General features: G+C 37.9%; 14 protein-coding genes. All 14 read right to left on the bottom strand.

What is annotated here, in order from left to right:
• Positions 1 to 43 precede the first annotated feature (43 nt).
• Entirely contained in the window at positions 44 to 1,612 is a 1,569-nt protein-coding gene (locus tag MW695_RS10650) for a bifunctional metallophosphatase/5'-nucleotidase (protein WP_247105293.1), read from the bottom strand.
• A 22-nt stretch (positions 1,613 to 1,634) separates the two neighbouring features.
• A complete protein-coding gene (gene phnE / locus MW695_RS10645; RefSeq protein ID WP_247105292.1) occupies positions 1,635 to 2,441 on the bottom strand; it encodes a phosphonate ABC transporter, permease protein PhnE in 807 nt (268 codons plus the stop codon).
• A gap of 13 nt (positions 2,442 to 2,454) precedes the next feature.
• A complete protein-coding gene (phnE, locus tag MW695_RS10640) occupies positions 2,455 to 3,270 on the bottom strand; it encodes a phosphonate ABC transporter, permease protein PhnE (RefSeq protein ID WP_247105322.1) in 816 nt (271 codons plus the stop codon).
• Entirely contained in the window at positions 3,263 to 4,039 is a 777-nt protein-coding gene (gene phnC, locus MW695_RS10635; RefSeq protein WP_247105291.1) for a phosphonate ABC transporter ATP-binding protein, read from the bottom strand. The genes phnE (MW695_RS10640) and phnC overlap by 8 nt, the downstream gene beginning before the upstream one ends.
• Before the next feature lie 107 nt (positions 4,040 to 4,146).
• Entirely contained in the window at positions 4,147 to 5,199 is a 1,053-nt protein-coding gene (locus tag MW695_RS10630; protein ID WP_247105290.1) for a phosphate/phosphite/phosphonate ABC transporter substrate-binding protein, read from the bottom strand.
• A gap of 208 nt (positions 5,200 to 5,407) precedes the next feature.
• Positions 5,408 to 7,804 (bottom strand): pectate lyase, encoded by a 2,397-nt coding sequence (gene pelA / locus MW695_RS10625; RefSeq protein WP_247105289.1) that lies wholly within the window; start codon positions 7,802 to 7,804, stop codon positions 5,408 to 5,410.
• Between the two features lie 101 nt (positions 7,805 to 7,905).
• Entirely contained in the window at positions 7,906 to 8,760 is an 855-nt protein-coding gene (locus MW695_RS10620; protein WP_247105288.1) for a helix-turn-helix transcriptional regulator, read from the bottom strand.
• A 150-nt stretch (positions 8,761 to 8,910) separates the two neighbouring features.
• Positions 8,911 to 9,381 carry a DUF4188 domain-containing protein gene (locus tag MW695_RS10615; RefSeq protein WP_247105287.1) on the bottom strand — a complete coding sequence of 157 codons (471 nt, stop codon included), beginning with the start codon at positions 9,379 to 9,381 and terminating at the stop codon, positions 8,911 to 8,913.
• 16 nt (positions 9,382 to 9,397) lie between these two features.
• Complete coding sequence (locus MW695_RS10610; RefSeq protein ID WP_247105286.1) at positions 9,398 to 9,949, bottom strand: PadR family transcriptional regulator; 552 nt, start codon at positions 9,947 to 9,949, stop codon at positions 9,398 to 9,400.
• 208 nt (positions 9,950 to 10,157) lie between these two features.
• Entirely contained in the window at positions 10,158 to 10,793 is a 636-nt protein-coding gene (locus tag MW695_RS10605) for a YesL family protein (protein ID WP_247105285.1), read from the bottom strand.
• Between the two features lie 41 nt (positions 10,794 to 10,834).
• Positions 10,835 to 11,671, bottom strand: a complete 837-nt coding sequence (locus MW695_RS10600) for a carbohydrate ABC transporter permease (RefSeq protein WP_247105284.1) — start codon at positions 11,669 to 11,671, stop codon at positions 10,835 to 10,837.
• A 3-nt stretch (positions 11,672 to 11,674) separates the two neighbouring features.
• Positions 11,675 to 12,610 carry a carbohydrate ABC transporter permease gene (locus MW695_RS10595; RefSeq protein WP_247105283.1) on the bottom strand — a complete coding sequence of 312 codons (936 nt, stop codon included), beginning with the start codon at positions 12,608 to 12,610 and terminating at the stop codon, positions 11,675 to 11,677.
• A 109-nt stretch (positions 12,611 to 12,719) separates the two neighbouring features.
• Complete coding sequence (locus MW695_RS10590) at positions 12,720 to 14,045, bottom strand: ABC transporter substrate-binding protein (RefSeq protein WP_247105282.1); 1,326 nt, start codon at positions 14,043 to 14,045, stop codon at positions 12,720 to 12,722.
• Positions 14,046 to 14,377: 332 nt separating this feature from the next.
• Positions 14,378 to 15,367: a LacI family DNA-binding transcriptional regulator gene (locus MW695_RS10585; protein WP_247105281.1), complete on the bottom strand. Its 990-nt coding sequence runs from the start codon at positions 15,365 to 15,367 to the stop codon at positions 14,378 to 14,380.
• Positions 15,368 to 15,530 lie beyond the last annotated feature (163 nt).

The following is a 15,530-nucleotide window of genomic DNA, read 5'->3' as shown; positions in this document are numbered from 1 at the left end:
TTTACCTGAAGCTCTTTTGATGCAGTCTCTTTTATGCACTTCTTTAATAAATCACCTTCCAATTCTGATTTACTTCAACAAGTAATTCCCCCTCTCTTTTCAAGTCTTCAACAAGTAGCTCTACCATATCCCGATTGTAATCTTTGATGATTTTACCCTTGCCAAACATATAGTATCCTCCTGAACCACTCGCGCGATAACTGCTTGTAACGACTTCATAAAGTCCATTCTTTAACGGCTCTCCATCAAGTGATAAGTCCACCACTCTCTCGCCAATCGGACGTCTTAAATCAATCGTATACTCAATCCCCTCCCACATGTCATAATTATAGCTTAGTAGACGTGGCCTCTCCCAATCTGAGTTAATATACACTTGTCCATCTTCATGAACCATTAAAAAAGAAGCAGATACTTCTAACGCTTGACGAATATCCTCGCTTGTTAATTCAACAACGGCAAGGGAGTTAGGATATGGGTAGAGCGCATGAACATCACGACGACTAACCGCTTCATTTATATCGAGTGTATCTGGACGTAGCAATGAAGTACAAGCAATAGCTGCGCCTGTATGCTTCATCATTGCTCGATTGATCCATTCAATAAAAGGATGCTCTTGAAGCCACACATCATGTATTGGATCCTCTATGGCTACTCTATGAGAAACTGTGGCAATTTTCTCATCTAACCATTCATCCACTTCTAACTCGATTGGCTTTAACATACTCACAATCGTATCATCAGGCATACACAAATTTATCGGAATTAACTCCGCAATAACCTTTTGAATACTAACTTCATTTCCTTCTTTTCTAACAGTCAAGTCCACTTTGCCAACAAATTCAGCCTGAGTTCCCGGTTGCAGCATCACTTTCTGCTCCTCTGTTACAACTGCATATTGTAAATGCTGGTGTCCCGTCAACAGCACATCGACACCTTCAAGAGCTTGAAGCTCGTTTGCTTGGTTTTCCCCCGTATGTTCAGCGATCTTTTTATTCGTCACCGGATCATATTCAAACCCTCCATGATAAGAAACAATGACAATATCACTTTGCTCCTCCTCCTTTAAAAAGCGAACCCATTCCCTCCCTTTATCTACGGGATCAAGAAAATCAAATGCTTCTATATGACGATCTGATTCCCAATGAGGAATATACTTTGTCGTTAATCCTAATACTGCAACCTTCACACCATCAAACTCCTTTATCATATAAGGCTGTCCAAAATAAGGTTCATTCGTCCCTTTTTTCACAATGTTAGCAGATAGCCAAGGAAAAGAAGATTGAGATACGACTTTGTCTAGCCTTTCCTTCCCATAATTAAACTCATGATTTCCTAGCACAGCAGCATCATACTGTAAATAATCAAGTACTTGTACGATCGGATTCAGTACTTCCGTTTCAGTCATCGCATAATGAGCAAAGGGAGTCCCTTGAATTAAATCTCCATTATCAATTAACAATACATGTTTATTCAATTTTCGTTCAGCCTGGATATATGTAGCAGCTTTCGCCATACCTTTTTGGTCATCTTTCGTTTTATCTACATGGTTAACGGAAGAGATTTTCCCATGAACATCTGATGTTCCTAAAATGACAATTTCTATTTCTTTCATCACTTAATCACCCTTTCAACATTTAACCATTTACAAGCTTAGCTCTTATACGATTTGAAAACCACTCGACCATTAAGATGAGAATGACAAGTCCTATTAATATAGACCCTACCTCTGACCAACGATAACTATTCATAGCGAATATAAGAGGAGCGCCAATCCCACCCGCACCAACTAAACCAAGTACAGCTGCATCACGCAAATTCATATCGAAACGATAAATCATAATAGAGAGAAAAATCGAAAATAATTGTGGAATGATTCCATATCTTATTTTCTCCAAAGTTGAGCATCCTAATGACGTCATTGATTCAAACACACTCGTATCTAAATTTCCAATGGCATCCACATACAATTTCGCTAACATCCCAATTGACACAAGCGAAATCGTCAAAACTCCAGCAAACGGGCCAGGACCTGTCACACGAATAAACATTAATCCATATACAAGAGCTGGTACTGTGCGAATAAAAATCAAGAAAATCCGTGTTAGAAGAGCGACCGGCTTTGGGACAACATTTGATGCTGATAAAAAGGCTAAAGGGATTGCAAGAATTGATCCTAACAGTGTCCCTAATAAGGCAATCGAAATGGTCTCGATTAAAAGGTACGCCACTCCTTGGCTCGTTAAATTGAATAAGAGACCTACATCGGGGCTAAGCAACCCTCTCAAAATGTTGGAAGCAATTAGCCAGCCACCTTCACTCATATTTTGCATATTTACGGTTGAAAGTGACCACACGAATAATAATAGAACAATCAATGAAATGATCATCACATATCGATAATTTCGCGGCTCTGCTTGTAATTGGTTTTCAATGATCAACATACTCTATACTCCTTTATAGTAGCTTCTTGCGGAAATGCTCACTGATGCTTTCAATGACATAAACCGTTATAGCTAGCATAAGTAATATCATTCCTACACTCGAATAATCACGCCACCCTAAACCCTCATTTAAGAGAAGTCCGATTCCTCCAGCACCTACATACCCTAAAATAGCGGCATAACGAACATTACCTTCAAAGCAAAACAATGAAGTCGATAGATAATTCGGAAGCACTTGAGGGAAAATGGCATATCGAAACGCTTGTATTCGATTATGTCCAATTGATTCCATTGCCTCAAAAGCGCCCATATCAACCGTTTCTATCTGTTCATACAACAGCTTTCCAACATATGCGACAGTAAACAAGAAAATAGCGACCGTCCCAGCAAGCGTCCCTAACCCAAAAATAAACGTCGCAATAAGAGCTGATACGAGTGTAGGAAGCGTACGTAAAATACTTAACAACACCTTCATAAGTGCCGCCAGCCAGCCCCTTTTCATCATATTAGAAGCTGCTAAGATGGCTACTGGTACAGCTACAATGGATCCTAAAAAAGACCCCAAAAAGGACATCTTAATCGTATCCATTAATGCTCCCCACAAATGAGGAACATAGCCCCAATTAGGAGGAATCATTTGCCCAATAATGACAAAGAATTCACTCCATCTTCTCCACAGCACCCGTATATCAAATTGAGTTGCTTCAATTGAAATCACAACAGCTACAAGTACCAGTAGGATAATAAGAGGTACTCGTGATCGCTTTTCCTTTACAACTCTTCCATTAGGAAGTTGCATTTTCTTCGGAGGAAATACTTTATCATACATATGCACGAGTCATAACCACCTCTTTTCTATCATGTTTCTTCCCATAAATATAATCAAGTACGTCATTAGTCACATCATTTGCTTTTCCATCAAAAACAACTTGACCTTGTCTTATACCAATAATTCGATCCGCATATTCTAAGGCAATTTCGACATGATGAATATTCATAATCACGGATATATCCATTTCTTGATTAATTTTTTTAAAGTCATCCATAACCACACGAGCTGTCACCGGATCTAGTGACGCAATCGGTTCATCAGCTAACAAAATTTCTGGATTTTGCGCGAGAGTACGAGCAAGTGCAACACGTTGCTGCTGCCCCCCCGACAACTGATCGACACGAACATACGCCTTATCAACGATCCCTACCTTATCAAGTGCGGATAACGCTTTTATTTTCTGCTCTGTTGTGTACAATCCGAGAACTTTACGCCACAATGACAATTCCGGTACAAAAGAGACAAGGACATTTTTTAAGACTGTTGTTCTCGTTACAAGGTTAAAAGATTGAAAGATCATCCCAATCCTTCTGCGTAGCTTTCTAATCTCTCTTTCTTTTAATGTAGACACATTAATACCAAATACATGAATGGTCCCATTAGTAATGTCATGCATACGATTAATACAACGAATGAGTGTAGATTTCCCCGCACCCGAGAGCCCTATAACAGCTACAAACTCTCCTTGCTTGATAGATAGATCTACAGATTGCAGTGCTTTTACTCCATTCGTATATTCCTTTTCTACTCCCTTAAAATCAATCATGTTTACGCTCCGTTCTTTTTCAAAATCCAAATATACTATTCGTTTTCCTGTTTAAAAGGAAATGAGAACACGATAATCATGTTCTCATTTCACCTTTATCTCGCTACTTAATTCAGTGATTGAACTAGCTGCTGCGCTTCTCTTTCATTATCGTAATCTGCAGACTTCGCTTCTTGATAGCCTTCATGATTATAAATCGAAATCACTTCTTTTCCTTCTTCTGTTTCAGCCATATTAATAAATGCTTGCTGTAACGCTGCTTTCAGATCATCATCCATACTATCAGAATGACGACTCACACTAATCGTATCATTGTAAATCCCTGGTGTGACACCAATCACGTTTGTTTCATCCCAAATCGAATCACTACGTCCGAACTCCGTTGTCCACGCATCTTCATTATCTCTTCTTGCATCAGCATACGTTACAAGCACATCGATTTGTCCTGCTGCCAGTCGAGCAAACGCATTTCCATATGAATCAGATTGCACCACTTGATCTAGATCGGTAATCGTCTGATCATAATGCTCGCGAAGCCATAAAGCTGGGTATATATAACCTGCTGGAGATGAAGACGACATCACAGCCCAAGAAGCATGATTCACATCGTCAAATGTTAACTCCTCACCGTTATTAACCTTGTCTGCTAACTCTTGTCCTTTATCAGATGGGCCAGCAATAATAAGTGCACGATAATACGTAACTTGATCCTCTACCGGCTCAGTTGGTTTATTGGCATTCCATTCACTTGCATCATCTGAATCATTGTTTAACCCTGCACGAGTCGCTGTTAATATGACCTCCGCTCCGTCATCATATAACACATATGTTCCCCCAGGTATTAAGCCAACATCAATCGTTCCTGCAGAAAGACCTTCGCCTACTGCTTCATAATTCGTTCCAACTGTAATATCTACATCACTTACTTCATAACCTAATTCCGCTAACTGATCAGTCAACAAATCCTTTAACGGCTCCGTTGCCGTAATAATTTCATCTGGATCGCGTGATGGGACAAAGCCAATAGATAATGTGTCAATGATTGTTGATCCTTCTCCCTCGTTGTTTCTTTCCTCTTCTCCACTCTCATCATTCGTTCCACACGCAACTAGTGATGTGATCAAAATCACGATAATAGCTAACCATGGCTTCTTTAACATCTAACTTCCCCTCTCAAACTATTAAATTGAAACTTATAGACATCATACAAATCAACTATTAATGTGCTATTAAGAAGAGTTTAAGTTTATGTAAATCAAGTAGTTTCACATTTCAAAATGATAGATTCCACATAAATAATCATTCGATATCCATCAATTCATAAATGAAAAATGCACCGCCATTCATATGCGATGCATTTCCCAACATTTAATCAGCTTGAATACGATTAGTCGTTTTCACAATCGAATCAAGAGCAAGTGAACGATTTAGATGATCCTTTGATTGATCACGTAAAACCCGAGCATAAACCTTATTTTCATAATAACCTGTTGTTTGTGCCACCTCTAATAGTTGCTGTGGCCAAGTTCCCGCCCAAGAATATCCTAATCTTCTTTCCTCTTCTATTTCGTCTAAATTATGCTTAATTACACCATCTCTACCTGAAAATATTGGGAGATCCGTTCCAATTTGATAAAAACGATACCATACTGTACTCCCTGAATGATCCAAAAAGTAAGGATATGTTCGATTATCATAACGAGTATTCTCTATTCTCACTTGATCAAAATAAGACAGGGCACTACTCACCGCCGTTTGAACCTCTTCTGTTTGCTCAGGTCTAGCCATTAACCAACGGATCACAGGTATTGACTCACTCGCCGTTATCGATGGATGTTCATAACTTCGGCCATGTTGCGGTTCATACGTAACAGGATCATGCTGCTGCCCCCATGCTGTTAATTGACCATCTACTTCAATTTGTGCTTTTAATATATAATCTAATGCTAACTCAATAGAAGACTCCATCTCTTGAATGAACTCATCATTCACTACATCTGTATGGAATGGTTCTTCTCTATTTACCACCTCGTCAAACAATTCAAGTACATTTGTCATGGCCGCATCATTGAACGTCACATAATTTGAATACCATACTGAGCTAGATTCATCAGCGCCCCTTTGTGGATAAACTTGCCTTATGCCACCAGATGGATATTGCAGCTTAAATAAAAATTCAAAGCCTTGATCAACACTTTCCTTAAAACGTGGGTCACCTGTCATATTATAAGCAGCTGCAACGGTTCTTATTTCATTAATCGTTGCATCATTATCAATTGTTCCTAGCTCGACACCATTGGAAACCCATTCAGATCGCGATTCAACCCCGTCCCACTCTCGCGTATAAATATGTGGGAAGTTCTTCGTCCAACCTCCGTGCTCCATTTGCCATGTAATCAAGTTATTAGCCTGATCCACAATGTCTTGGTTATAGGAATCATCCGGAATGTGTTCAATCGCTGCAACCTTGGCATCATTCGTTAGCGCATGCTCCAATTCATACAATAAAACGCTGTAACCTAGTTGGTTCACACCAATACTAGCTTGCGTCACTTCAAGCTTGCTTAGTTGTGGATTTAATGTAGCCCATGCACCTGCTCCATATGCCACTTCGATATCATATGGACTAATTTCCTCAAAGAAGCCATTTAACGTGACTGCTATTGTTGTTGGGCTTAGTGCATCCACGCTTATAATACGAACCTCTTGATCTCCCACTTGGGAATATTCTTGAATCTTCTCAATGATTAGTTGTAAATTCTGAAAGGTAAGGGGCTTATTAGGGTTAAACGTTTTATTTGTATGTGGCTCTAATAGCTCACTAGCAATGACTGCACCAATGGCTCCTTTCACTAATTCATCTTGTCTATTCAAATCGCGAAATTGGTTCGCTGTCTCAGTATCCTCATCTAACTGTAAAGCGTTGGCAATCATAAACGCCGCCTCCGCTCTTGTAATAGGCTTGTTTACATTGATCGAATTCATGTCCTCTAAATATCCAGCCTTATGTGCAGCTTGCAGTACATAGAGATACCACGAATTTTCTCCTACACCCCAATCCTGTGAAAAAGGGACAGGATCAACCCCTTTAAAGGTCACTTCATTCGTATAGCCAAAAAGGGAATTAATCGCCGCCAAAAACTGTAGCTGCTTTACAGGTTGATTTAATTGCTTCGATTGCTCAGTAAGCAATAGCCCTTCTTCATGCCAACGTTTAATAGGCTCTTCATTGAAACGCTCTTCCAATGGAACGACTGGATAGCTAGGGGCATCTGGTTGTTCCCCTTCATCATAACCTTCAATCACCTTTAAAACATCAATATTAGGTCCTCCCTCTGGCCCTACACCAGTGAGTCGGATTGTATGCACTCCCTCTGCCAATTCCACTACCATCTCAGAAGTCCCCCATGCATTCCAAGCTCCCGTAGATTCAAAGGCTAATTCAGCTTCTACTACTTCATCATTTACGCGTACTTCACCAGGCCGATTTAAGAAGGCACCATGGGCATAACGAAATTGTAGTGTATACAGCCCATCTGTAGCAATCTCCACATCCCACTCGACATAGCCTCCAGGTACATTAGGAGTGAACTGAATAAAAGCATCTCCAGTATACCCTTGATGATTATCGTTCAGAATAAACCCTTCACCTTTTGCGTCCTCTGCATGATAAATGGCTTCCTCTGCATTTACAGACCCTACCACTATCAACATTAGAAAAACAAGCAAACTTATTCGTATTGAACCTTTTAATCTGTTTACCATAAAGAACAGCTCCTTTCATTTTTTATTCAAGTCAATTGTAAACGTTTTCATTTTACAAATGTTGATCGAAGGAGCCTCTATTCTTTACATATATTGTTCTACTAACCTTTTATCCTATGTTTATCCCGGTAAGTTGATGGTGAGATTCCTAAATGTTGCTTAAAAACCCGACAAAAATGAGCATGGTTGGAGTAACCTACTTTTTTTCTAATGTTATTTACGTATTCATCGGTTTCGATAAGAAGTCTTTTAGCTTCATTTACCCTGACTGCGCTAATATATTGGACTACTGTACAACCTGTCCATCTACTAAATATGCGACATAAATGCTGCTCACTAATATGAAATTCTTTAGCTAATTGTTGTAATGAAAGGTCTTTTTCAAGTTGATCATATATATATTTCATAACTCTACTAATAAGTATTTCTGAAGGCTGATTATGATGAATATTTGCGGAACTATCACTTTGTTTTTCATATAATCTTTTACTTAAAATAAGTAATTGAATAAGCAAAGCTTGAATATACAAAGAGGATTCACAACGACGCTCATTGTACTCATATAATAGAATTTCTACTATTTTATAAAATCTCATCGTATCTTGATCACTTAATGTCACAACGGTTGGACTTTTACGAAAAAGAATATTAATTAAGTACAAAGCATGATGAGGAATAAATGACTCTCTAAAATTCATTACAATTCGATAATAGTTATCGTTATTAAGAGTGGCCGTTCTATGGGCAATATGACGATTAATAAAGACTAAACTTTGCTCTTTAATCGGATAATGAGTATTGTGTACTATATAAGCTCTTTCACCCTTAATAAGAAAGTAAATCTCAAAATCATCGTGCAAATGATACGTTCTCATTTCTCCTTTTGAAGATCCGTCAGGCTCAGAATGAATATAAAAAGAATGCTCCCTTTGTGAAAAATTAATATTTTTGACCATCAGTAGCCTCCTTCATTATATGTAGGTACCTTTTTAATCAGTATATCATTTCTCATTTTAACAAAGCTGATCATTTAACATAAAAAAATGTCCCATTAGGAAATAACCATAATGAGACATCTTGTTCTATTAAAATGTATGATTTACCATTCACCTCCTCAGTCTTTGCTCCGCTGTATCAAGCTTAGAATCAACTGAAATATGTGCTGTTGCATTTGCCAAACCGAACTTGGGCATATTGACATAAATTGATTCCGAGCTACCTTTTGGTACTACATAGGTTTCATGATAAAAGCCAACTGCTGAGTTATTTCGAGCTCTCTTATTAAAGGATTTCCACGCTGGGAGATGGAGATCGCCTCTCGCATACGTGAATAAATCCTTTTCTGAACGCCAATATTGCAATAAATACGTCGTACGCAAACCTGTAAAGCTTTCCATCGACAAGCAGCCTAACTCTTTATTCGTTGCTAACTCCCTCATCATTGGGGGCATTGCTACAAACACTGGCAACCACTTATGAACTGCCCACCACTGATTGACTCTCATCCCAATCATGAATACGACAATATCCTCTTGATTATCAGCCGTAAAACGTCCCGGATAAATTGATTTCCCCACGGTTAACTCCTCCTCATCAGCTTTTTGATAATGTACGAATCGTTTCTTCACACCATTCAATTACAGCGTTTGTCGTCCTTTTTCCATAATCAAGTGTAATGAGCCCATAGTGTTCATCATCAAGCCCCGTTGAATAGCTTTGAATCATCTTTTCAATTGTTTGATACACAGCAAAACGTTCTTTGTGTAAGTGTAAATACGAACTTAGTTGTTCAATGGAATAGTTCTTTTCCACGTTACGACTGAAAAAAAGCTTTAGAAGTAATTCATTTTTTTCTACGGGAATACTTACAATCGGTCTTTGCAGCCAGTCACGTAGCTCTTCTTGCCCCTTTTTCGTAATAGAATATTCCTTCTTCTCACGCTTGCTTCCATCATCAACGACGTCTGACTCTTCTGCTAATCCCTCATCTACCAACACCTTTAGCATCGGATAAATTTGACCATAGCTTACTTTCCAAAAATAGTTCAAGCTCGTATCGATCATTTTTTTCATCGAGTACCCTGACCGACAATGTGTCGTCAGTAAGCCTAAAATGACGTACTTCGTATAATTTTCTTTTGACATCCAACCACCTATCTTTTTGATATATCATTTAGATACATAATACTTTAATCTGAACATTTTGGCAACTATTTCTTTAGATTCAGTTCCGTATACTCCCCATACAAATAGTGAAGCTTAGTGTTAAATCTTTCTACACTAAGCTTCACTATTTTCTATGCACCGTAAATATGAACCATAGAATCCTACTCCAAAAAAGATTCACGATCTCTTAAGCTATATTGGACTCTTGCTTCATTCGTAGCCTTTCTACTTTCATCTCGATTCTATGAAATGACCGAACCGCAAGCCACATTTGAATCATCGCTTGTACACTTCCTAAGAAAAATAGAGCAGAAGCAGGGTATGAAAACATGACATAATAAATCGCCGATTGGCTAATGATCATACCTCCTGAGAAGTGTATATTTGAAAGACTCATAATAAAAGCATTTTTGATAATGATTAATAATGGAACTTTATAGTGAATATATAATGGAAACACATGAGTAAGTGTGACAATATAAAGGAAAGCGATTAAATAAAAGGAAAATATAAAAATGATACTTACACTCTCTACATTCGCTTGTATAACAAGAAAGTTGGCATACAGAACAGCTCCAATCGATACAAGTATCCACCCTAATAGATTTCCTCTCAGCTTCTCTGCTTTTAAAACATTCATAAATGTTTTAAAAATCGGTAATTCTTCCTCGCCATTCAACCACTTTTTACAAATTGTCAGCATTGCAATGGTAGAAGGGAAAAAGCCAAAGATAACAAGACCTACTAAGCTAAAAAGGATCCATAATCCATTCAAATATGCCATTTTGAAAATCCAATTAAAGATAGACATCAGCTTATTCATAAGCACATTACCTTCCATATTTTCTCCCTTCACTATTTACTCTAACCTTTCACTCCACCAACTGTTAATCCGGAAATAAAATAACGCTGGAAAAACAAAAATAAAACAATAACCGGTATAACTGTCATGACAGAGCCGACAATAAGCACATCGTAATTGTTGCCATATGGTGTTAATAATGTAGCTAAACCGATCGGTAATGTAAACATATTATTTGAACGTAAAACAACTAACGGCCAGAGAAAGTTATTCCAGCTTGCTAATCCTTGAAGAATCGCCATTGCGGCAAAAGATGGGAGCATTAACGGTGCCATAATCCTGTAGTAGATACCATACTCTGTACAGCCATCAATCCTAGCGGACTCCATTAATTCCTTCGGTAGTCCCACAGCATATTGTCGAAAGAAGAAAACCGCTACAGGCGCTACAACCATTGGCAGAATAACAGCTAGATAACTATCAATTAAGCCGAGTGTTGTCATTAAACGGTATAATGGGAGCATTAATATTTCGAATGGTACCATAAGTATTAAAAGCACTAAAATAAATATCGTATTCCTTCCTCTGAATTGATAAACGGCTAATGCATAACCGACCATTGATGAAAAAAACAAAGAGAGGACGATCGTTAATGCCGAAATGAAAATACTATTTACATACCACTGCCAATAGTTACCCGATTGTGTGAAAATATAAGCATAGTTTGAAAAATTTAACTGATCCAATGATATTGCCAATGTGATTCCATTTCGCATTAATTCTGAAGATGGTCTAAATGAAGAAACGACAAGTGCTAATAATGGAAAAACTGCAAGAAAGGCTACAACCGCAATCACAACAATTAAGATTGTCGAAAACACCTTACGCTTCGTAGTCATCGCTTAGTCCCCCTTCTTTAACGCACCAAAGAACTTAAGTTGAATGATGCTTACAATAAAGATAATAGCCATTAGTACGACCCCTATTGCGGAACCAAATCCCATATTATTCATTTGAAAACCTTGCTGATATATATATCCGACAACCGTCAACCCAATGTTACCTGGTGAAGCGTTCTCCCAAAAAACGAAGCTCTCTTCATACATTCTAAAGCCATTAATAACCGTTAAAGTTACGACATAAATCGTTACTGGCTTTAATAACGGCAATGTAATATGGAAGAACTTCTGAATCACACCTGCTCCATCTATTTCAGCTGCTTCATACAGCTCCTTTGGGACATTTGTTAACCCCGCCATAAAGTAAATAATATTCACACCAATCCAACGCCAGGATGCTAAAATAACCATTAAGAACATACCTGTTACAGCACCATAACGCCATTGCAATGGTTCAAAGCCTAAAAACCCAATTATTGCGTTAGCAATGGCCTCATCTGATTCACCAAACATTAAACGAAACACAACCCCAGCGACAATAACAGATGTTAACGCAGGAATGAATAACGAAGCACGAAAAAAGTGGGAAAAGCGCATCATGCTTGAATTTAATATTGTTGCCAAAACCATCGGAATCGCCACTAGAATAATCGTTGTCAATATTACATACACTGACGTATTGTACAAAGCGCGATAAAACGTTGGATTTAAAATACGTTCAAAATTACTAGAGCCTACAAATGTCGTTTGACCGGGCAGAATGCTTTGAAAACTCATAATAATTCCATTAACAAGCGGGTAAAAAAATAATAGCAAAAATGAAATAATAAATGGAGATACAAATACATATGGGGCTACTTTTTTTGATAATAGGAATTGTACAAATGTACGCTTTGGCTTTGGACCATACTTCTTTTCACTTGAAACGACACGTTCCATCTTATTGACTCCTTTCCATCTCAAACAGATCATGGTAGTGAGGAAAGGTACTGAAAAAAGTTCTATAAGATGTATGAACAATCAGTACCTTACTACCTGCATGAAAGGTTTAATTGTTACGAATCTCATCCGCAGCTTGTTTTAGCGCTTCCTCAGGAGTTTGTGATTGAGCCCTTAACACGTTATTAAATACATTTGTCGTTAACTGCTGTTGAGCAATTGGATTTCGATCTGTAATGTTGATGGAGTTAATCTCATCACGTATTTCAAGTAATGTATCAAAAATATCTGTACCAAAATATTGATAATATCTATTATCCTCACGAATTGTCTCTGAGTCCCATACTGTCCACATTGGCGGATCAAAGCCCATTATTTCCCAAAGAGCTAAGTTTCCTTCTTCAGTTAGCTTCGTATAAGCTAAAAATTCTTTTGCAAGCTCTGGATGTTCAGTTTGATTCGTTACAACAGTCCCTGTACCCCCAGCACCTGCTGAACGATTTCCATCCTCTGTCCACCTTGGCATTGGTCGAATAACAATTTTACTTTCTAAATCTTCCATATAATCTGTAAACCGTCCCATATACCACATTGGCATAATGACCGAAGCTGCTCCACCATCATTCATAAAGCCGTAATACTCTTCTGCATGATGACCGCCACCTGGTGTCAATTCCGCAATCTCATGTTCATACACCATGTCATACATAAATTGCAAAGTATCGATATTTACTGAACTATCAAGAATAACTTCTCCGTTCTCGTCAAAGAAATCAGACCCTTGCTGAGCCAGAAGTGGCCAATAAGACCAATAGTCTTCCGTTTCTAACGTCACCATCGCAGCATCAGTATTGGCAACTACCTGTTTTCCAGCCTCGACATAATCATCCCATGTTTGAATGGAATCAATATCTACGCCAGCTTCATCCATAATTTCTTTGTTGTAATAAGCAACTGTTGCACCTACGTGTGTAGGAAGCCCATAGTAAATACCATCCTTCGCATAAATATCAAATCGTGATTCGATAAAGTCGTCTAATACTGGCTCTACGTACTCATTCATCGGCAGTAATTGTGGCTCACCTTGTAAATAATTAGGGAAACGTCCGAGCTCGATATCAACAAGGTCAGGTGCACCTGTCTCTGACTGTAGAGCAAGTAAAAGATTGTTATGCATATTATCATACGGGTATGTTTCTGCAACTAATGTAATCGGACGATCTGGAAACTCTTCATTCCAACGGGTGACTGAATCTCTAAATATGTTCATATGCAATTCATTAAACGTCCAGAATGTTAATTCTATTGCATCCTCTTCATCTCCACCGATTACCTCTGAAGCATCGGCCTCTGAACTCGAATCCTCTCCTCCACACGCAACTAAAATCAAGCCCACTAATCCTACAAGCATTATGGATAAGCTTTGTTTCTTCATCCTTCTTATTCCCCCTTTACGTATTCGAATAATACACAAATTCACAAGCGTATAACGATAATTAACAAAGCCACCTCCTTCTATACCGTGTACGTACACGGTTTTCTAATAAGAAAAGAAAAATAGATCTATAAAGTAAACGCTTACAAAAAAATGAGTAATCTCTACCTTCTAATCAATTGTGTACGTACACGAATGAAAGCAACGTCCTAGAAAACGATATGATGTAGAACCTTATAAACTATATGCACGGTTCTCTTCTTTCATTCGATTAAACGTAAAAACTCTTTTGACTTATTGGACAAAATGTATAGTACTAGCTTCTGTGTGCGTTAAATCGAAGCACCTTCTACGATTTCATAATTTAGTAAAGGTGTTTTTATAAAATGCCCTTGACTAATTTTATGAATCATACTTGCAACCGCTCTTCTTCCAATCTCCTCAATCGGATATTTTACAGTCGTCAATCTCGGTGTAATATACTTCAACATATCAATATCATCAAAGCCCATAACCCCTACCTGACTGGGAATATCATAGCCCTGCCCTTTCAATTCATTCATCACTTCTAACGCGTACAAATCTGTAGAACAAACAATGGCTACCTTTTCATTTAGGTTATAGACGATATGCTTTAATTCCTCTACATAATCATCGCTTTTTATAATCAAAGGCTTTGATACGATCCCATTTTGCTCTAATCCTTCGATAAAGCCATATAACCTTTCCTCTTGCGTATAAACATTAGACTTTCCTACATAACGTAACGGTGGGCTCACATAAATATAGTGTTTATATCCTTTATTAGCCATATAATCAACAGCTTCTTTCATAGCTTGACGTTCTGGTATGCCGATGTATTCAATTTTTCCAGAAATATAATTAAAGATTGATATAAGAGGAACTTCCATACTTAATAGATACGTTTCAAATTTTTTCCCTTTATTCACAGAGAACAGAATCATACCATCCACCTTTCGCTTGACTAAATAGTCGATACATTTCAACTCATTTTCACGGTCTTTATCCGTTAATGTAATATATACAAAGTAACCTAACTCTCTAGCTTTTCGCTCTATCGCGTTTAGTAATTGGGCAAAGGAGCGATTATATAGATCAAATAAAACAACTCCTATTGTCATCGTTTTACCTGTTACTAAGCTTCTAGCGGTATAGTTCGGATGATAATTCACCTCCTCAGCAACCTCCAATACCTTTCTCCTCGTTTTCTCACTTATCCCTACTCTGTTGTTTAATGCTCGATCCACTGTCCCCGGTGATACACCGCAAATTCGAGCAATGTCTTTAATCGTAATTCTCAAGACAATCTCTCCTCTACCTTCATAAAATTGGAAGCTATTTATACTTATTAGATGTCTATCTATTTCATTCTAATTATTTCCGATCCATTACAGGCATAGTGAACAACTAGAATCCATTAGAAACATTCCTCAATTTTTATACATCCTGATTTCACATAAAAAA

The sequence above is a fragment of the Halalkalibacter sp. APA_J-10(15) genome (genome assembly GCF_023017105.1).
Classification (GTDB): Bacteria; Bacillota; Bacilli; order Bacillales; family Bacillaceae_D; genus Halalkalibacter.
This window is presented reverse-complemented; position numbering and strand designations above follow the sequence as displayed.